Raw genomic sequence first — 18,380 nt, forward strand, 5'->3', positions numbered from 1 at the left:
TGCGCGACGACGTGACGGGTGCGGCGACATCGAACGGAGCGGTGGTCTGAGTCATGCGAATTCCTGTTTCCTGGCTGCGTGAGCATGTCGAGCTTCCCCCCGAGCTGAGCCCGGAGGAGCTGGACCGGGCGCTGGTCAACCTCGGCATCGAGGTCGAGTCGATCGTGGACCTGCGGAACACGGTCACCGGCCCGCTGGTGGTCGGCGAGGTCCTCGAGATCGAGGAGCTGACCGGATTCAAGAAGCCGATCCGGTTCTGCCGGGTCGATGTCGGGGCCGCCAACGGCACCGGCGAGCCGCAGGAGATCGTCTGCGGGGCGACGAACTTCGCCCCCGGCGACCGGGTGGTGGTGATCCTGCCCGGCGGGGTGCTCCCCGGCGACTTCGCCATCTCGGCCCGCAAGACGTACGGGCGGAACTCCAACGGCATGATCTGCTCGGTGCGTGAGCTCGGCCTCGGCGACGACCACGAGGGCATCCTGGTGCTGCCCGAGGACGTGCCGGCCAAGCCCGGCGACGACGCCCGGCCGGTGGTCGGGCTCGACGACGTCGTGGTCGAGGTGGAGATCACCCCGGACCGCGGGTACGCGATGTCGGTCCGCGGGCTGGCCCGGGAGCTGGCCCACGCCTTCGACGTACCGTTCCGGGACCCGGCCGAGGTGACCGCCCCCGGGGCGACGTCACAGCCGGCGTACCCGGTGCGGGTCGTCGACACCGTCGGCTGCGACCGGTTCGCCGCCCGGGTGGTCCGCGGCGTCGACCCGACCGCCGAGTCGCCCCAGTGGATGCGGCAGCGGCTCACCGTGGCCGGCATCCGGAGCATCTCGCTGGCCGTCGACATCACCAACTACCTGATGCTCGAACTCGGCCAGCCGATGCACGCCTTCGACCTGGACGCGCTCCGGGGTGACCTGGTCGTGCGTCGGGCGGTGCCGGGGGAGCGGCTCACCACCCTGGACGGGGTCGACCGGGCGCTGGACCCGGAGGACCTGGTGATCTGCGACGCCGGGCTGACCGGCGGGGCGGGTGTGGACGCCGACGGGGTGCCGATCTCGCTCGCCGCGGTGATGGGCGGCGAGACCAGTGAGGTCGTCGTCAGCACCGCCAACGTGCTTTTCGAGGCGGCGCACTGGGACCCGGTGGTGGTCGGCCGTACCGCCCGCCGGCACCGGCTGTTCAGCGAGGCCGCCAAGCGCTGGGAGCGGGGCGTCGACCCGGCCCTGCCGCTGGTCGCGCTGGAGCGTGCGGTGACGCTGCTGACCACGTACGCCGGCGGCACCGTCGGCGCCGAGGTGCTGGACATCGACCACACCACCGCACCGGCCCGGATCGTCGTCGACGCGGACCTGCCAGCCCGGCGGGTCGGCGTGCCGTACGAACCGGAGCGGGTCACCGCGCTGCTGGAGCGGGTCGGCTGCACGGTGGCGCACGGTGACGGGCGGGGCGCCGGCAACGCCGGCGGCCGGCACGCGAGCGGACCGCCGACCCTGGTGGTCACCCCGCCGACCTGGCGACCCGACCTCACCGACCCGGCCGACCTGGTCGAGGAGGTGGCTCGGCTGGACGGGTACGACCGGGTGCCGTCACTGCTCCCGCTCGCCCCGCCCGGACGAGGGCTCACCCCGACCCAGCGGCGTCGTCGCACGGTGAGTCGGGCGTTGGCCGAGAACGGCTACGTCGAGGTGCTGACCCACCCGTTCGTCGCGCCGGAACTCTTCGACCGGCTCAACCTGCCGGCGGACGACTCCCGGCGCCGGGCGATGCGGCTGGCCAACCCGCTCGCCGACACCGATCCGCTGATGCGGACCACGCTGCTCGGCACGCTGCTCGGCGCGCTGCGCCGCAACGTCGGCCGGGGCCAGCGGGACCTCGCGCTCTACGAGATCGGCCTGGTCTTCCAGCCCCGGCCGCGGACCGGCCCGCCACCCACGATGGGCGTGGCGCACCGGCCCAGCGACGAGGAGTTCCAGGCCGCCGACGCGGTCCTGCCGCACCAGCCGTGGCACGTCGCGGCGGTCCTGGCCGGCGAGGTCGAGCCGGCCGGCTGGTGGGGTCAGGGTCGGCCGGCCGGCTGGGCCGACGCGGTCGAGGCGGGCCGGATCGTTCTGGCCGCCGCCGGCATCCCCGACCAGCGGATCGTGGTCCGGCAGGCGGAGTACGCGCCCTGGCACCCGGGCCGGTGCGCCGAGTTCGTCGTGGACGGGGTGAGCATCGGGTACGCCGGTGAACTGCACCCGGCGGCGCTGGCCGCGCTGGAGTTGCCGCCCCGGACCAGCGCGCTGGAACTCGACCTGGACGCGCTGCCCGCCGCGCCGGTGGTGCCGGCGCCCCGGGTTTCCGGCTACCCGCCCGCGCTGATCGACGTGGCGCTGGTGGTCGACGCCGGAGTACCGGCCGACGAGGTGCGTCGGGTCCTCGCCGAGAGCGCCGGGGAGCTGCTGGAGTCGGTCCGGCTCTTCGACGTCTACACCTCGGAGCAGCTCGGTGCGGGCCGGAAGTCGCTGGCGTACAAGCTGGTCTTCCGCGCGCCGGACCGGACGCTGACCGGTGAGGAGGCGGTCGCCGCCCGGGACGCGGCGGTGGCCGAGGCGGCCCGCCGGTTCGGCGCGGTGCTCCGCGGCGCCTGACCGGTGGCCGGGCCGGAACCGTGCGGGTTCCGGCCCGGCCTCGCCGTGTCCGCAGGCGCTTCTCCGGTGCCGCTCCGTTGCCCTCGTGCGGAACGCCGTGCGCGGTTAGGCTCGGATTGCCGGCCCGACGGGGCCCGGTCACGGTACGGCGGACCGGCCGGATCAGGAGACTCGGGTGGAGAGCCGGACGGCGGTGCTCATCGAACTCGGGGACGACCGCGGCCAACTGGACGACGATTCGCCGCCTTCGCCCCGGTCGCGTCGAACGAGCCGGCGGTGGCGTGCCGGACTTCTGCTCGGTCTGCTGGTGCTGCTCTGCGCGACCGCCTCGAATCCGCCGCACGGGGTGCTGCTGGCCGGTGGAACGCTCGACATACCGGTCGGCAGCACGTTTTTTGTCGCCGGTGACCTGCTGCTGGTGTCGGTGACCGGCAACGGTCCGGACGGCGGCGGTCCGACACTGAGCGCGTACGAGTTGCCGACCGGTGCCCGGCGGTGGACGGTGCCGGCGGATCCGGCGGGCCGGCACTTCGCGGACCTGGTCGACGACGTCCTGCTCATCGCCGAAATCGGCGCGGTGGGTCGGGGCCCGGTGACCACCGCGCGGTCGGCCCGGACCGGTGAACTGCGGTGGCGCCGCCCCGGCCGGGTGTTGCGGATGCCGGACAGCACGATCGGACTGGGCGTCCGGGAGGTACGCAGTCTGTCCGGCGCGGGGCGCCGGCTGGAGGGCGCGGTGGAGGCGGTCGACCTGGGCACCGGGGCGGTCCGGTGGCGTCTGCCGCTCTCCTCGACGGCCGTGGTGCAGCCGATCCGTGGTGCTCCGCCCCGGGTACTGGTGGTGCACGACACCATGACCGCCGAACTCTACGATTTGCGTTCCGGTTGGCTGGCCGGCACCGGTCGGCTGCCCCCGGCGGACTACGCGCAGCACAACCCCCGGGTCATCGGCGATCGTCTGGTGCTCCGACATCCCTCCGGTACGGACTTCGTGGTCACCGGCTACGACCTGCCGGGCTTCACGGTTCGGTGGAGTCGTCCCGGTGGGCGGGTCGGCGAGGCGATCCGGGACTGCGGCGGGCTTGCCTGCCTGGACGGCGAGTCGCAGGTCGTCGCTCTCGCCCCGGATACCGGCGCACAGCGCTGGACCCGTCCCCGGCCGATCGGCTGGCACTCGATCGTCTGGTCGCCGGACGTCCTGATCAAACCGGGGGCGTACGACGGGTTCACCCTGCTCGCGTTCGCGGACGGGGCGGCGCTGCGGATTGTCGGCACCCTGCCGGCCGGCGTGGTGGACTGTCGTGCCGGGCTCGGGGTGCTGGTGTGCCGTACCGCCCCGGACCGCCTGGGCCTCTGGCGACTGCGGAACTGACCGTCGGGTGGGTTCAGGCTCCGGAGTCGAGGCGGCTCAGTTCGTACAGCTGACCCAGGTCGCGGACGGTGATCCGGCGGTAGTCAGTCTCGACGATTCCCTCCGCGCGTAGCTCGCGGAGAACCTTCTCCAGGGTGGTGCCGGCGGTGCCGCAGGCCGTGGCGAGTTCGGACTGGGTCAGGTGGACATCGACCACGACACCGGCCCGGGTCCGTCGGCCATGGGTACGGGCAAGCTCGGCGATGATCCGGGCCACCCGGACCCGGGCCGGATACGACGTGAACTCCATGCGCCGGTCGTTCGACCAGCGGAGCCGGTCGGCGACCATGGCTGCGAGTTCCAGCGCGGCTCCCGGGTGTTCCTTGAGGAACCGCTTGAACCGGTCCAGTCGGATGAAGTCAACCAGGGCGGGCCCACAGGTCGTGATGGTGGCGGACCTTGGTTTCCGGTTCAACGCCGACATCTCGCCGACCAGGTCGCCACCGAATCTGATCGCCAGCAGAGTGCTACGGCCGTCCGGCAGGCTCGCCGTCACCTTTGTCAGCCCCTGTCGTAACAGGATCAGATGGGACTCCTCGCTGCCCTCGAGTATGAGGATCCTGCCAGCCGGTACCTGACGTTGTACACCAAGACTCAACAGTTCGGCCCGTGCCTGCGGGTCGAGCCGGGCCAGCAGGGTTCCGTGGGGCCAATCTTCAGTCGAGCGGCGGGGGTTCGGTACTGAAACGCCTGACGAGTGCGCCATGTTGTCGAAGCGTAGTCGTACAAGCGCCCTTCGTGGCATCGAAGATGGTCTGTCGGGTGGGATGGTGGTCTGAAGCATCCACCACAGCAGGACCAACGGTGCCGCCTCGGCGGAGAGTAGTTCGAGGAGGTCTGACAGGCGAAGTGGAGACATGTAACCAGCGAAGACGAGGTCGACTATCGAGATTTCCCATCAGGAGGGAGTGACATCTTCTCGACTACTTGCCGTCGGGATCAGGTGGAAACCGCACTTCTACGGAGTCTTGCGGTGCAACCGCCGCTTTGATCGTCCCGGATGGGCTGGCCGCGGGGCGGCCCCCAGTGGGAGATCGGAGCACAGATGAACCATCCGGAACGGCGGCTGCTGATAGCGGTCGACATGGAACGGTACAGCCGGCGGAGCAACCTGCGGCAGTACGAGGCGCAGCAGGCGTTCCAGCAGTTGCTGCACGAGGCCGCCGCCCAGGTCGGGCTCGACCGCGTCTCCTGGAAGACCCAGCAGGCCGGCGACGGCGAGCTGGCCATCCTGCCCGCCGATGCGAGGGAACCGCAGATCATCGGCAGGTTGGTGCCGGAGCTCAACCGTCTGGTCCGGCGGTACAACGCCAGCCGGTTACCGGCGGCGCGGGTTCGGTTGCGGGTGGCGCTGCATCAAGGGCTGGTGCACCTGGATGGCGCCAACGGGTTTCCGGGAACGGCGGTCAACGAGGTGTGTCGACTCTGCGACGCTCCCCAGCTGAAGCGGGCGCTCGCCGACTTCCCGGATGCCGGTGTCGCGTTGGTTGTCTCGGCCGGTATCTATCGCGATGTGGTGGTCGAGTATCCGGAGGAGCTGAGGCCGGAGCGTTTCCGTCAGGTGGAGGTGCACCACCCCGACAAGGAGTTCCGGGAGTCGGCCTGGATCTGTGTCGTCGACGAGGACCTGTCCACCGCCGCAGGTTGGGAGAGAACAGGTGAGCGGCGGTCCGAGGGAGCCCCGACGTCGAACGAGGCTTCCTCCGGTTCGCAGTCGACACACGACGGATCAAGGCCCGTTCCGCTGCCGGGCGGGCCCACGGCGTCCCACCCAGAGCCGTCGCCCGAACCGTCGGAGCGGAGGCCCGGGAGGGCCGGTGGGGAGATCTGCGTCGGCAACGTGCGGGTGGACGGTCAGAACGCCATCGGGCACGGGGCGATGGCCATCGGGTCGATCGGGGACAACACGAAGTTCGGGGGACAGGGCCAGTGAGCGCGCCGACCACACCGGTGTCGCATTGGGCCGACGGTCGGCCTGATATCGAGCCGTCGACCGATCATCTGTCGGGGACGGCGGGGCGCCGCCAAGACCCGGCGGTTGAGGCGGGTGAGACGGTAAGCGGCGACCACCCCGATCCGTCGTCGGGGGAGCACGAGGCTCCCGGCCCGGACAGTCCAGCGGGTCGAGACGACGTGGGGCATAAGGAGGACCCGGAGAGTCTGGAAGACGACGAGAACCCGCCGGCGGCCTCCGAGGTGCTGTCCCGCCTCGCTGCGGTGCTCGGCCTCGGGGTCGCTACCGGCGATGTTCGGGTCGACGGTCAGAACGCGACCGGTCATGGAGCGATGGCCGTCGGCACGGTCAACAACATAACCGTCGCGGGGGAGGACGGCGGCGCGGTCTGGGGACAGACCCTCTCCGTGGTGTCCATCGCCGAGCAACAGGCAATCTATGCGCCGGCGCCGAGCGATGGAGAGCTCGATGTGCGGCTGCGGCGTCGACACCTGATCTGTCTCAGGGGGCGCCCGGGAACCGGCCGGTACACCTCGGCGTGTCTTGCCCTCGCCCGTAGGCATTCGCCGGACCGGATCTGCGTCCTCGCGGTCGAGCGACTGTCCGATCTCATCCGTCGCAGAGACCTGCTACGGGGAGGATATGGCTACCTGCTGCAGTACGACGGCGAGCAGCAGGCGGATGGACTCACCCGCATCGCTCTCGCAGCGCGGTTGGAGTCGTTGGACTCGACGCTCCTATTGATCGGTAACTTCGACATCCGGGACGAGCGGTTCCTAAGTGAACTCGTCGAACACCGACCGACACCCGCCGTCGAGGTGTTCCGGGCGCAACTGCACGGCCGATTGCGGGGCCGTTGTGTCGGCGGCTGCGCCCCCTGTCGGGAACGCTGCCTCGTCAGCTACGTCGAGCAGGAGTGTCTGGCGGAACCGGCGCTACGCGCGTACCTCGACGGTGCGCCGCCACCGGGTGAGGTGCTGGGGGTGGTCGAAGCGATCGCCCGGGGCATGCCGGGCGGGCCGGCGTTGACCGACCTGTTGAACCGGTTGCTTCCGGAGCAGTTGCGGCGTCGGGCGACGGAGATTCTCACCCCGGAGGGGACGGACTCGCAACTGGCCGAGCTCGGCGGGCGCGACTATCTCCGGGCGTTCCGGCTCGCCTGCGCGGTGCTTGCCGGCCAGCCGGTTTCAGAAATCTCCGCTGCCGCACACCGGTTGTGGCGAAATCCCATGGGAGCGATCGACAGCCCCGCTCCGTTGCGGCGACCGGATCTCGACCTGTTGCTGGGCCAGCCGCTGCGCCGGGCGGTGTCAGTGGATGCTCGGGAGGTGCCGGCTGGTGCCAGAACCGTTCGCTTCGTGGCCTCCGCTGAGCGGCTACCGGCCACCATGCTGGAGGTCGCCTGGGAAGAGTGGGCGATTCCGGAGCGGTTGCTGGCGTGGTTGGCCGAGTTGGCGCGGGATGGGAACCCTGGAGTCCGCCAAGCGGCGGCCGGAGCTATGGGTTGGGCGGCGGGACGTACCCCTGACGCCGTCATGGTGACGGTGAGTGAGTTGTCGCGAGATCGGCGTCCGGGGGTCCGGCAGGCGGCGGGTATCGCCCTGGTCGCGATGGCGACACAGCCGGTATTGCAGCGGCGGATCCGGATCGAGCTGGACAGGTGGTTGGAGCGGTCGGCCTACCACCGCGACGTGGTAGCGCGGGCGTACGCCCTCGGATTGGCCTGGCTCTGGCCCGATCTGGCCGTCGCGCAGTTGCGGCGCGTAGCCCAGCAGCGGATGCAGCGGCGGACCGGCGTTGTTGTCCGTGGTCTCGTCGAGGTCTACCAGAGTGGCCGGCCCCACCTCGTCGTGCCCGCGTTGGCGGACTGGGCCCGCTCCGATCACCCGGAGCTACAGCTGCAGGCTGCTCGCACGCTGCGGGCACTCGCGGACCGTTGGGCGCAGCCACCCCACGCGCACTGGCCTGAGCTGCTCGACCTCGTCTCCACCGAGGTGCTCCGCATCGCCGACGTGGCGGCACTTTGGTCCGTGGCGCTGCGGCTCCCGGGCACGGCGTACCGAGCCTGGCGCACGCTCGGCTACTGGCTCAACCAGGCGGACGCGGATGCGAACCTGGCCGAGCTCTGCCTGGAACTGTTCAAACTCACGATCACCGACGCGCCGCTGGGTCGTCGGCTCGACCACCAGATCAGGCATGTCTGGTATCCGATCATGCCACACAGCGCGATGCTCTCCCGCGTCTCCCGACTCAGTCACCAGCGAGGGTTGACATGACGAACTTCACTGTCGGAACCGACTCGTCGATGTCCCGGACCGGGCACCGACCCAGAGCCTCCTGGTGGGAGCGGCTTTTCGGAACGCCGGAACCGCAGTTCGTCACGCCACCCCCGTCCCCGCCGCCGGTGTTGGAGGTGGTGACGCTCCGGCGGGAGATTCGAGAGCCCTTCACCGTGCCCGCGCTCGGTGATGCCTTCGATTTCCAGATTCATCCCGTCATGACCTGGTCGGCAAAGGAGATGGCCTTCGACGAGCTGCGCCACCTGGTCGACCGCTGGACCCCATGGGCCTGTGGGGTGGTGCGGGAGGTCGCTGCGATTCCGGCCCGCGGGTTCGCGCCGCATCGCGCCTACGACCTGGAGCGGCTGTTGAATGCGCAGTTCGAGGGGCAGAGTTGGCCACGCGGTGCCGAGGGGAGCGCGCCCCGGTTCGTCGCCCAGGTGCGGGTGGCGCCCGATCCGCGGGTCCGCGAGCGGCTGCGACCGTACTGGGAGGAGCGCATCCGGTTGGAGTGTGATCACGAACTCGACAAGCTCCGGTCGGATCAGGCGGACCGGATGACCCGGCGTTGGCGTGAGGTCCTCGCCAACCTCGAGCACGATCCGGTGACCTCGCACGCGGCCCGGTTGACCGGAGAGCGGTTCGCCCAGGTGTTCGGTGAGTTCGTCAGCGAGCGTAAGCGGGCGGTTCCGGACCTGATCGAGCTGCTGGAGATGGCGCTGAAGGGGCACAGCGACCTGCAGATGGGGCCGTCGGAGTACACCGAGGCATGGGACCTGGCGCTTCAGACGTACCGCCAACAGCATGGTTTGGCTGACGACGGAGCCAGCGGTGGGGTCTGACGTTCGTGGCGTGGAGGACGGCCGTGTATCGGGGCCGAGAGATCGTGCGTGAGGCGTTCCCAGCCTTGTGACCTCGATGCGAATGGTGATACGGTACTCTGCATACTGATGCGGAGGTGGGCATGGGGATTCGAGTCGCGGTGGCGGGCGCGAGTGGCTACGCAGGTGGTGAACTGCTCCGGCTGATTGCCGGACACCCCGAATTCGACCTCGTCGCCGCCACCGCACACAGCCAGGCCGGTCAGCCGGTCGCCGCCGTACATCCGCAGCTCGTCGGCCTCGACCTGGTGCTCAGCGCGACCGAACCGGCCGCCCTGGCTGACGCGGACCTGGTCTTCCTGGCCCTGCCGCACGGCGAGTCGGCGGCACTGGCCGCCGGCCTGCCGGACTCGGTCCGGGTCGTGGACCTCGGGGCCGACCACCGGCTCACCGACGCCGCCGCGTGGACCCGCTACTACGGGGGTGCCCATGCCGGCGCCTGGACCTACGGCCTGCCCGAACTGCCGGGCCAGCGGGTGGCGATCGCCGGCTCCACCCGGGTCGCCGCCACCGGCTGCTACGCGGTGGCCACCATCCTCGCGCTGGCGCCGCTGCTCGCCGCCGGAGCCGCCGCGCCCGACGACGTGGTGGTGGTCGCCGCCTCAGGCACCTCCGGCGCCGGGCGGGCGGCCAAGCCGCACCTGTTGGGCAGCGAGGTGATGGGCGACCTGTCGCCCTACAAGGTCGGCGCCCACCAGCACGTGCCCGAGATCAAGCAGGCCAGCGGGGCGCGGACCCTGTCGTTCACCCCGGTGCTGGCGCCGATGCCGCGCGGCATCCTGGCCACCGTCACCACGGTTCCGGCCGGGTCCGGTGTCGACCCACGGGCGGTGCTCGCCGAGGCGTACGCGGACGCGCCGTTCGTGCACGTCCTGCCCGAGGGGGTCTGGCCGCACACCGCCGCCACCCTGGGAAGCAACTCCTGCCACCTGCAGGCGACCGTCGACGTCGACTCCGGTCGACTGATCGTGGTGAGCGCGATCGACAACCTGGGCAAGGGCGCCGCCGGTCAGGCAATGCAGTGCGCGAACCTGATGCTCGGCCTGCCCGAGACGACCGGCCTGCCGGTCCACGGTGTCGCGCCGTGAGCCACCCCGGCAGCGTCGTGAACCGTCAGAAGAGTGTTGTGGGCCAGGAGCAGAGCGCCGTGTGTAGCGAGAAGGGGCAGCCGTGAGCGTCACCGCACCGAGAGGTTTCCGGGCTTCCGGAGTCGCCGCCGGGATCAAGGCCAGCGGCGCGCCGGACGTCGCCGTGGTGGTCAACGACGGCCCGGCGACGGCGGCCGCCGGCGTCTTCACCGCCAACCGGGTCAAGGCGGCGCCGGTGCGCTGGAGCCAGCAGGTCCTGCGGGGTGGCCGGGTCCGGGCCGTCGTGCTCAACTCCGGTGGCGCCAACGCCTGCACCGGGGCACCCGGTTTCCAGGACACCCACGCCACCGCCGAGCACCTCGCGGCGGCACTCACCGCCGTCGGGCCGGAACTGGGCGCGGGCGAGGTGGCGGTCTGCTCGACCGGTCTGATCGGCGAACGGCTGCCGATGGACCGGCTGCTGCCCGGGGTCGACGCGGCGGTGGCCGCGCTGGCCGTCGACGGCGGGGTGGCGGCGGCCGAAGCGATCATGACCACCGACACCCGGTCGAAGACGACCGAGGTCAACGCCGACGGATGGACCGTCGGCGGCATCGCCAAGGGCGCCGGCATGCTGGCCCCCGCGCTCGCGACCATGCTCTGCGTCCTCACCACCGACGCGGTCGCCGGGCCGGAAGCCCTGGACGAGGCACTCCGGGCCGCCTGCCGGGTCAGCTTCGACCGGCTCGACTCGGACGGCTGCCTCTCGACCAACGACACCGTGCTGCTGCTGGCCAGTGGTGCGTCCGGGGTCACGCCGAGCCGGGCCGAGCTGACCGCCGCGGTCACCACGGCCTGCCGGGACCTGGCCCGACAGCTGCTCTCCGACGCCGAGGGAGCCACCAAGGAGATCGCGATCGAGGTGGTCGGTGCCGCCGACGAGGACGACGCGGTCGAGGTGGGTCGGGCGGTGGCCCGGAACAACCTGGTCAAGACGGCGCTGTTCGGCAACGACCCGAACTGGGGGCGGATCCTCGCCGCCGTCGGCACCACCCGCGCCGCCTTCGACCCGGACGCGCTCGACGTCGCGATCAACGGCGTCTGGGTCTGCCGGGCCGGTGGCGCCGCCGAGGACCGGGCCAAGGTCGACCTCACCGGCCGGGACGTGACCATCCGGATCGACCTGCACGCCGGTTCCGCGACCGCGACCATCTGGACCAACGACCTGTCGCACGCGTACGTGCACGAAAACTCGGCCTACTCGTCATGAGCGCGAGGAACGCAGCGGAGCGGAGTCCCGGAGTCGCGAACGAAAGGTGGAACCGCTCGTGACCGACACCCTGACCCGGGACCTGACCGAGGCACAGCGGAAGGCCGCCGTGCTGATCGAGGCGCTGCCCTGGCTGGCCCGGTTCTCCGGTGCCACCGTCGTCGTCAAGTACGGCGGCAACGCGATGATCGACCCCGAACTGCAGCGGGCCTTCGCCGCCGACATGGTCTTCCTGCGTTACGCCGGTCTGAAGCCGGTCGTGGTGCACGGTGGCGGCCCGCAGATCTCGGCGATGCTGGGCCGGCTCGGCATCGCCAGTGAGTTCAAGGGCGGGCTGCGGGTGACCACGCCGGAGGCGATGGACGTGGTCCGGATGGTGCTGGTCGGCCAGGTCGGTCGGGAACTCGTCGGCCTGATCAACGAGTACGGGCCGTACGCGGTCGGGCTCTCCGGCGAGGACGCCCGGCTCTTCACCGCGGTCCGCCGCCCGGCGTACGTCGACGGCGAGCCGGTCGACATCGGCCAGGTTGGTGACGTGGACCGGGTGAACGTCTCGGCGGTCGCCGACCTGATCTCGGCCGGTCGGATCCCGGTCATCTCCACCGTGGCGCCGGACGCCGAGGGCGTACTGCACAACCTCAACGCGGACACCGCCGCCGCCGCGCTGGCGATCGCCCTGCGGGCTCGCAAGCTGGTGGTGCTGACCGACGTACCCGGTCTCTACGCCAACTGGCCGGACACCTCCAGCCTGATCTCGGAGATCACCGCCGGTCAGCTCGCAGAACTGCTGCCGACGCTGGAGTCGGGCATGGTGCCGAAGATGGAGGCCTGCCTGCGTGCCGTACGCGGCGGCGTCCCGGCGGCGCACGTGGTGGACGGCCGGGTGGCGCACTCAACCCTGCTGGAAGTTTTCACATCGGAAGGATTCGGCACGATGGTGGTTCCCGACCCGGCGGCGGTCACGTCATGACCACTCTGGTCGACCGCTGGTCACAGGCGATGATGAACAACTACGGGGCTCCGCCGCTGGCGCTGGTCCGCGGCAGCGGCGCGGTTGTCGTCGACGAGGCCGGCCGAGAGTACGTCGACCTGGTCGGCGGCATCGCGGTCAACGCGCTCGGTCACGCCCACCCGGCGGTGGTCGAGGCGGTCACCCGGCAGATCTCCACCCTCGGGCATGTGTCGAACCTGTTCGTCGCCGAGCCGCCGGTGGCTCTCGCCGAACTGCTGCTCGCCCTGGCCGGCCGCCCCGGCCGGGTCTTCTTCGCCAACTCGGGTGCGGAGGCCAACGAGGCGGCGTTCAAGCTGTCCCGGCTGACCGGGCGGACGAAGGTGGTGGCCACCGAGGGCGGATTCCACGGCCGGACCATGGGCGCGCTGGCGTTGACCGGACAGCCGGCCAAGGCCGACCCGTTCCGCCCGCTGCCCGGCGACGTCACCCACATCCCGTACGGTGACGTCGACGCGCTGGGCGCCGCCGTCACCGACGAGACCGCGATGGTGATCCTGGAACCGATGCAGGGAGAGAGAGGGGTGATCGTGCCGCCGCCCGGCTATCTGGCCGCGGCCCGGCGGATCACCGCAGAACACGGTGCGCTGCTGGTGCTCGACGAGATCCAGACCGGGATCGGCCGGACCGGGCACTGGTTCGCCCACCAGGCCGACGGTGTCGAGCCGGACGTGATCACCCTGGCCAAGGGACTCGGCGGCGGGCTGCCGATCGGTGCCGTGCTGGCCTTCGGGCAGGCCGCCGATCTGCTGCGGCCGGGCATGCACGGCACCACCTTCGGCGGCAACCCGGTGAGCTGCGCCGCCGGCCTGGCGGTGGTCTCCACGATCGCCCAGGAGGGTCTGCTCGACCACGTCAAGCGGGTCGGTGAGCGGTTGCGGCGTGGTGTCGAGGCGCTCGCGCATCCCCTCGTCACGGAGGTTCGCGGCGCCGGGCTGCTGCTCGGTATCGGGCTTGGTGCCCCGGTGTCCGTCGAGCTGGCCGGGGCGCTGCGTGCGGCCGGGTTCCTGACCAACCCGGTGCAGCCGACCACGATCCGGCTCGCCCCGCCGCTCATCCTGAGTCTCGACCAGGTCGACGCGTTCCTCGCCGCCCTGCCGGCAGCCCTGGAGGCCGCGGCCCCGGACCTCGTTGTTGTTCCGGGCCCGGCGGAGGGCCCGGCGTCGGTCGGCGCGGACGCCACCGGGGTGGACGGTCCTGTCTCGGCTCCGACCCAGGCTGCCGGATCGGCTCCGGTCGGGGCCGCCGGATCGGTCGGAGGTGAGCACTGATGGTCCGGCACCTCCTTCGTGACGACGACCTGACCCCCGCCGAGCAGTCGGCGGTCCTCGACCTGGCCGCCCGGATGAAGGCTGACCGGTTCGCGTACCGGCCGCTCGCCGGCCCCCGGTCGGTCGCGGTCCTGTTCGACAAGCCAAGCCTGCGGACCCGGTTCTCGTTCGACGTCGGCATCGCCGAGCTGGGCGGGCACCCGGTCGTGGTCGACACCCAGGTGACGCATTTCGGCCGGGGTGAGTCGCTGGTCGACGCCGCCCGGGTGCTCTCCCGGTACGCCTCGGCAATCGTCGTCCGGACCTTCGGCGACGAGCGGCTCGCCGAGATCGCCGCCGGGGCGGACGTACCAGTGGTCAACGCGTTGACCGACGGTTTCCACCCCTGCCAACTCCTGGCCGACCTGCTCACCATCCGTGAACACTGTGGCGGAACCGCCGGTCGGACCCTGGCGTACGTCGGCGACGCGGCCAACAACATGGCGCACTCCTACCTGCTCGCCGGGGCGACCGCCGGGATGCACGTCCGGGTCGCCGGCCCGTCCGGTTTCGACCCGTCGCCGGCCGTGGTCGGCCGGGCCGCCGAGATCGCCGCCTGGACGGGTGGCTCGGTGCAGGTGCTGCGTGACCCGATGGAGGCGGCGGACGGCGCGGACGTCATCGCCACCGACACCTGGACCTCGATGGGCCAGGAGGGTGACGGCCGGGACCGGGTCACCGCGTTCCAGCCGTACCAGGTGAACAAGACGCTGCTGGCGGCGGCCCGGCCGGAGGCGATCGTGCTGCACTGCCTGCCGGCGCACCGGGGCGAGGAGATCACCGACGAGGTGCTCGACGGTCCGCGCAGCGCGGTGTTCGACGAGGCGGAGAACCGGCTGCACGCCCAGAAGGCGTTGCTCGCCTGGCTGCTGGAGCAGAGCGGATCATGAGTGGGCCGCTGACCCGGACCGCCCGGCACGCCCGGATCGTCGACCTGATCCGGAATCGGCCGGTCCGTTCCCAGACCGAGCTGGCCGAACTGCTCGCCGCCGACGGGGTGCAGGTAACCCAGGCCACCCTTTCCCGCGACCTGGAGGAGTTGGGCGCGGTCAAGGTGCGCGGCGGGGACGGGCCGGCGGTCTACCTCATCCCGGAGGACGGCCAGCGCCCGCTGCGCGACGCCGAACAGGCGCCGGCCCGGCTGGTCCGGCTGCTCCGGGAACTGCTCACCGGGGTCGACTCCAGCGGCAACATCGCGGTGCTGCGTACCCCGCCTGGCGCCGCGCACTACCTGGCGAGCGCGGTGGACCGGGCCGGCCTGCCGGAGGTGGTCGGCACCATCGCCGGTGACGACACCATTTTTGTCGTGGCCCGGGAGGCCGACGGCGGAGCCGCCCTGGGGGCGCAGCTCTCCGCCTGGGCCGGTCGGGAAGAACCCTCTGATGGGAACACCGCGCCATGACCGAGCGCAGCGAGTGAGCCCCGCAGTCGTGAGCGAAAGGTCTATTCAGCGATGATGAGCGGCGTGGACGACAAGAGCCTGACCGAGAACAGTGCCGGCACCAACCGTACGAGCCTGTGGGGTGGCCGGTTCGCCGGTGGACCCGCCGAGGCGCTGGCGAGACTGTCGGTCAGCGTCCAGTTCGACTGGCGACTGGCCCCGTACGACCTGGCGGGTTCCCGGGCGCACGCCCGGGTGCTGGCCGCCGCCGGCCTGCTCGACCCGGACGAGCTGGGTCGGATGCTGGCCGCCCTGGACGACCTGGAGGCGGCGGTCCGGACCGGCACCTTCCGGCCCACCGTCGAGGACGAGGACGTACACACCGCGCTGGAGCGGGGGCTGCTGGAGCGGCTCGGTACGCTCGGCGGCAAGCTGCGGGCCGGCCGGTCCCGCAATGACCAGGTCGCCACCGACCTTCGGCTCTACCTGCGGGATCACGCCCGAGGGCTGGCCGCCCGGATCGTCGGCCTGGCCGACGCGCTGGTCGAGCAGGCGGCCCGCAACCTGGAGACGCCGGCACCGGGCATGACCCACGTGCAGCACGCCCAGCCGGTCACTTTCGGACACTGGCTGCTGGCGCACGTCCAGCCGCTGCTGCGCGACCTGGAACGGCTGCGGGACTGGGACCACCGGGCGGCGGTGAGCCCGCTCGGTGCCGGCGCGTTGGCCGGTTCCGGGTTGCCGCTGGACCCGGTGGCGGTCTCCAAGGAACTGGGCTTCCGGACCTCGTTCGCCAACTCGATGGACGCGGTCGCCGACCGGGACTTCGTCGCCGAGTTCCTCTTCGTCACCGCGCTGCTCGGGGTGCACCTGTCCCGGCTCGGCGAGGAGGTGGTGATGTGGACCTCACAGGAGTTCGGCTGGGTGGAGCTCGACGACTCGTTCGCCACCGGTTCGTCGATCATGCCGCAGAAGAAGAACGCGGACATCGCCGAGCTGGCCCGGGGCAAGTCGGGCCGGCTGATCGGTGGGCTGGTCACCGTACTCACCATGCTCAAGGGCCTGCCGCTCACCTACGACCGGGACATGCAGGAGGACAAGGAGCCGGCGTTCGACGCCCTCGACACCCTCGACCTGGTGCTGCCGGCGCTGGCCGGCATGATCTCGACCATGACGGTCCGGGTGGACCGGCTCGCCGCCGCCGCCCCGGTCGGCTTCTCGCTCGCCACCGAGGTCGCCGACTGGCTGGTCCGCAAGGGCGTGCCGTTCCGGGAGGCGCACGAGGTGACCGGGCAGCTGGTGGCGCTCTGCGTGGCCCGGGACTGTGAACTCGACGAGGTCTCCGACGAGGATCTGCGGGCGGTGAGCGAGCACCTCGACCCGGGGGTGCGGGACGTGCTCTCGGTCCGTTCGGCACTGGCCGCCCGGACCACGCCGGGCTCGACCGGGCCGGGGCCGGTCGCGGACCAGCTCGCGTCCGCCGCGGACCAGTTGGACGGTTGGCGGGAGTGGTCGACCGAGCAGGTCATCCCGCGATGAGCGGGGCCGACGGTCCGGCCGCGGTGGCTCCCGCGCTTCGGCCCGCGACCGTCGACGACGTACCGGCGGTGCTGGCGTTCTGGCGGCTCGCCGCCGAGGACCGGCACCGCCCCGCCGATACCGCCGCCGCGCTCGGGGCACTGCTCGCCCGGGATCCTGACGCGCTGATCCTGGCCTGGGCCGGAGCGGAACTGGTCGGCACCGTCATCGCCGGCTGGGACGGCTGGCGTTGTCGGCTGTACCGGCTGGCGGTGGCACCGGGATACCGGGGCCGGGGTCTCGCCCGGACCCTGGTCGAGGCGGCGGAGCAGCGGTTCCGGGCGTTCGGCGGTACCCGGGTGGATGCGCTGGTGCTGGACGACAACACGCTGGCGGAGCCGGCGTGGCGGGCTTTCGGTTACGAACCGCGTCCGGAGTGGGCGCCCTGGAGCAGGTCGCTGAGCACCGACTGACGTTGTAAACCTGTAGTTTACGCTGATACTCTTTGTGAACCTTGGGTTGTCAGGAGCGTGGGCAATGAGTCAGTGGGAACAAGCCGTCGACCAGCTGTCCCCGGCGGAGTACCCGGACCACGCCGTCCGTGTCGAGCGGGCGGTACGGGAGATCATCGCGACGTTGGCCGGACATCCGGTGTCCGACGTACCGGAGGCCGGGGCGAAGTCGGGCGACGTCGACGACGAGCGGCCCCGACGGAACGAGGCGCTGCGGCGGGTACGGGCCGGTCGGGTGGCCCAGAACCTGCTCGCCGAGGCGGTCACCCGGTGCGCGGTCGAGGACGCGGCGGACGCGGTCTGGCTGGGTGCCAGCCTGGCCGACCTGGGAGAGGCCGTCGGCAGCACGCGGCAGGCGGCCCGGAAGCGCTGGCCCGACCTGGGCCGCGTCCACCGGGTCCGCCGGTGGGTCGCCGGCCACGCCGACGACCTGGTGACCGTGCTGCGGATGGTGCTGGACGAGGCGCCCGGATACGCTGCGCCGCAGGGCTCCGCCGACCTGCTCGACCGCACCGTCCGGGCACTCGACCGGTCACTGTGGGCGGCTGTGGCGGACCGGCACTCCGGTTCGGTCTGCGATCCCGACACCGGGCGTCCGGTGCGGTGGCGCCGGTTGGCGGAGGTGGTGGACGGCGAGCTGCGGACCCTGGTCGACCTCGCGGTGCCGACGACGGCACGGTCCGACACCGCGCTCGCGGCCGGGCGAGGGGTGCTGGCGCATTACGACGCGGTGGTGGCCGAGCCGGCGGCGGCCTCGGCCTGACCCTGTCCCGGCCTGACGCCGCCGGGTCGCGACCGTCTCCGGTACGGCGATCACTCCGGTCGGCGGCGCCGGAGGCGGCGTCCGTTCGGGGACGGCCCTCCGGGTTGCCTGCCCCCGTTGCAGCTCTGCCGGTCCGGCAGTGCGGCTACCCGGACCAGTGCGTCCAGGTGGCCCAGCGGGGTGCCGTCCCGGGCGAGCCGTTGGCCGCTGACCCACACCCACTGGTTGTCGTAGTACCGGGAGAGGTCGAAGCGGACGAACTCCACCATGAGCAACAGTGCCTGGTCGCCGTACCGCCAGTCGTCCTTGCCGAGGGCCAGCACCGTCCCGGGCGTGATGTCCGGCGGGCCCGGCCGGGTCATCGGAACCGCCGGGCCGCCGTGTTGCGTCGTACGCCG

General features: G+C 71.7%; 16 protein-coding genes. 14 read left to right on the top strand and 2 right to left on the bottom strand.

Features of this window, described 5'->3' with window-relative positions:
* Positions 1 to 53 precede the first annotated feature (53 nt).
* Together pheT and ABGB21_RS20415 are read left to right on the top strand one after the other, a co-directional pair.
* A complete protein-coding gene (pheT, locus tag ABGB21_RS20410) occupies positions 54 to 2,627 on the top strand; it encodes a phenylalanine--tRNA ligase subunit beta (RefSeq protein ID WP_347679004.1) in 2,574 nt (857 codons plus the stop codon).
* 175 nt (positions 2,628 to 2,802) lie between these two features.
* Positions 2,803 to 3,999, top strand: a complete 1,197-nt coding sequence (locus ABGB21_RS20415) for a PQQ-binding-like beta-propeller repeat protein (RefSeq protein WP_347657154.1) — start codon at positions 2,803 to 2,805, stop codon at positions 3,997 to 3,999.
* 13 nt (positions 4,000 to 4,012) lie between these two features.
* On the opposite strand, the gene ABGB21_RS20420 is transcribed toward ABGB21_RS20415, so the two are convergent.
* Positions 4,013 to 4,897: a Crp/Fnr family transcriptional regulator gene (locus ABGB21_RS20420; protein ID WP_347657155.1), complete on the bottom strand. Its 885-nt coding sequence runs from the start codon at positions 4,895 to 4,897 to the stop codon at positions 4,013 to 4,015.
* A gap of 186 nt (positions 4,898 to 5,083) precedes the next feature.
* On the opposite strand from ABGB21_RS20420, the gene ABGB21_RS20425 reads away from it, so the two are divergent.
* From ABGB21_RS20425 to ABGB21_RS20480, 12 genes are all read left to right on the top strand, one after another.
* Positions 5,084 to 5,971 (top strand): hypothetical protein, encoded by an 888-nt coding sequence (locus ABGB21_RS20425; protein ID WP_347657156.1) that lies wholly within the window; start codon positions 5,084 to 5,086, stop codon positions 5,969 to 5,971.
* A 200-nt stretch (positions 5,972 to 6,171) separates the two neighbouring features.
* On the top strand, positions 6,172 to 8,268 hold the full coding sequence (locus tag ABGB21_RS20430) for a hypothetical protein (RefSeq protein ID WP_347657157.1): 2,097 nt from the start codon (positions 6,172 to 6,174) through the stop codon (positions 8,266 to 8,268).
* A gap of 137 nt (positions 8,269 to 8,405) precedes the next feature.
* The gene (locus ABGB21_RS20435; protein ID WP_347679038.1) at positions 8,406 to 9,113 is read left to right on the top strand and encodes a hypothetical protein; all 708 of its coding nucleotides are present in this window, start codon (positions 8,406 to 8,408) and stop codon (positions 9,111 to 9,113) included.
* 122 nt (positions 9,114 to 9,235) lie between these two features.
* Complete coding sequence (gene argC, locus ABGB21_RS20440; protein WP_347679006.1) at positions 9,236 to 10,240, top strand: N-acetyl-gamma-glutamyl-phosphate reductase; 1,005 nt, start codon at positions 9,236 to 9,238, stop codon at positions 10,238 to 10,240.
* An 82-nt stretch (positions 10,241 to 10,322) separates the two neighbouring features.
* Positions 10,323 to 11,489 carry a bifunctional glutamate N-acetyltransferase/amino-acid acetyltransferase ArgJ gene (gene argJ, locus ABGB21_RS20445; RefSeq protein WP_347679008.1) on the top strand — a complete coding sequence of 389 codons (1,167 nt, stop codon included), beginning with the start codon at positions 10,323 to 10,325 and terminating at the stop codon, positions 11,487 to 11,489.
* A 58-nt stretch (positions 11,490 to 11,547) separates the two neighbouring features.
* Complete coding sequence (argB, locus tag ABGB21_RS20450) at positions 11,548 to 12,459, top strand: acetylglutamate kinase (protein ID WP_347679010.1); 912 nt, start codon at positions 11,548 to 11,550, stop codon at positions 12,457 to 12,459.
* Positions 12,456 to 13,769, top strand: a complete 1,314-nt coding sequence (locus tag ABGB21_RS20455; RefSeq protein ID WP_347679012.1) for an acetylornithine transaminase — start codon at positions 12,456 to 12,458, stop codon at positions 13,767 to 13,769. Before argB ends, ABGB21_RS20455 begins: the two co-directional genes overlap by 4 nt.
* Entirely contained in the window at positions 13,769 to 14,698 is a 930-nt protein-coding gene (argF, locus tag ABGB21_RS20460) for an ornithine carbamoyltransferase (RefSeq protein ID WP_347657163.1), read from the top strand. Before ABGB21_RS20455 ends, argF begins: the two co-directional genes overlap by 1 nt.
* A complete protein-coding gene (locus tag ABGB21_RS20465) occupies positions 14,695 to 15,210 on the top strand; it encodes an arginine repressor (RefSeq protein ID WP_347657164.1) in 516 nt (171 codons plus the stop codon). The genes argF and ABGB21_RS20465 overlap by 4 nt, the downstream gene beginning before the upstream one ends.
* A 54-nt stretch (positions 15,211 to 15,264) precedes the next feature.
* Positions 15,265 to 16,728, top strand: coding sequence for an argininosuccinate lyase (gene argH / locus ABGB21_RS20470; protein ID WP_347657183.1), 1,464 nt, complete (start codon positions 15,265 to 15,267; stop codon positions 16,726 to 16,728).
* Complete coding sequence (locus ABGB21_RS20475) at positions 16,725 to 17,180, top strand: GNAT family N-acetyltransferase (RefSeq protein ID WP_347679014.1); 456 nt, start codon at positions 16,725 to 16,727, stop codon at positions 17,178 to 17,180. The genes argH and ABGB21_RS20475 overlap by 4 nt, the downstream gene beginning before the upstream one ends.
* 64 nt (positions 17,181 to 17,244) lie before the next feature.
* Positions 17,245 to 17,982, top strand: coding sequence for a hypothetical protein (locus tag ABGB21_RS20480; protein WP_347679016.1), 738 nt, complete (start codon positions 17,245 to 17,247; stop codon positions 17,980 to 17,982).
* Positions 17,983 to 18,032: 50 nt separating this feature from the next.
* Here the strand turns inward: ABGB21_RS20480 and ABGB21_RS20485 are convergent, their stop codons facing one another.
* Entirely contained in the window at positions 18,033 to 18,344 is a 312-nt protein-coding gene (locus ABGB21_RS20485) for a hypothetical protein (protein ID WP_347657167.1), read from the bottom strand.
* Positions 18,345 to 18,380: the final 36 nt, after the last annotated feature.

The sequence above is a fragment of the Plantactinospora sp. B24E8 genome, from assembly GCF_039871735.1.
GTDB lineage: Bacteria > Actinomycetota > Actinomycetes > Mycobacteriales > Micromonosporaceae > Plantactinospora.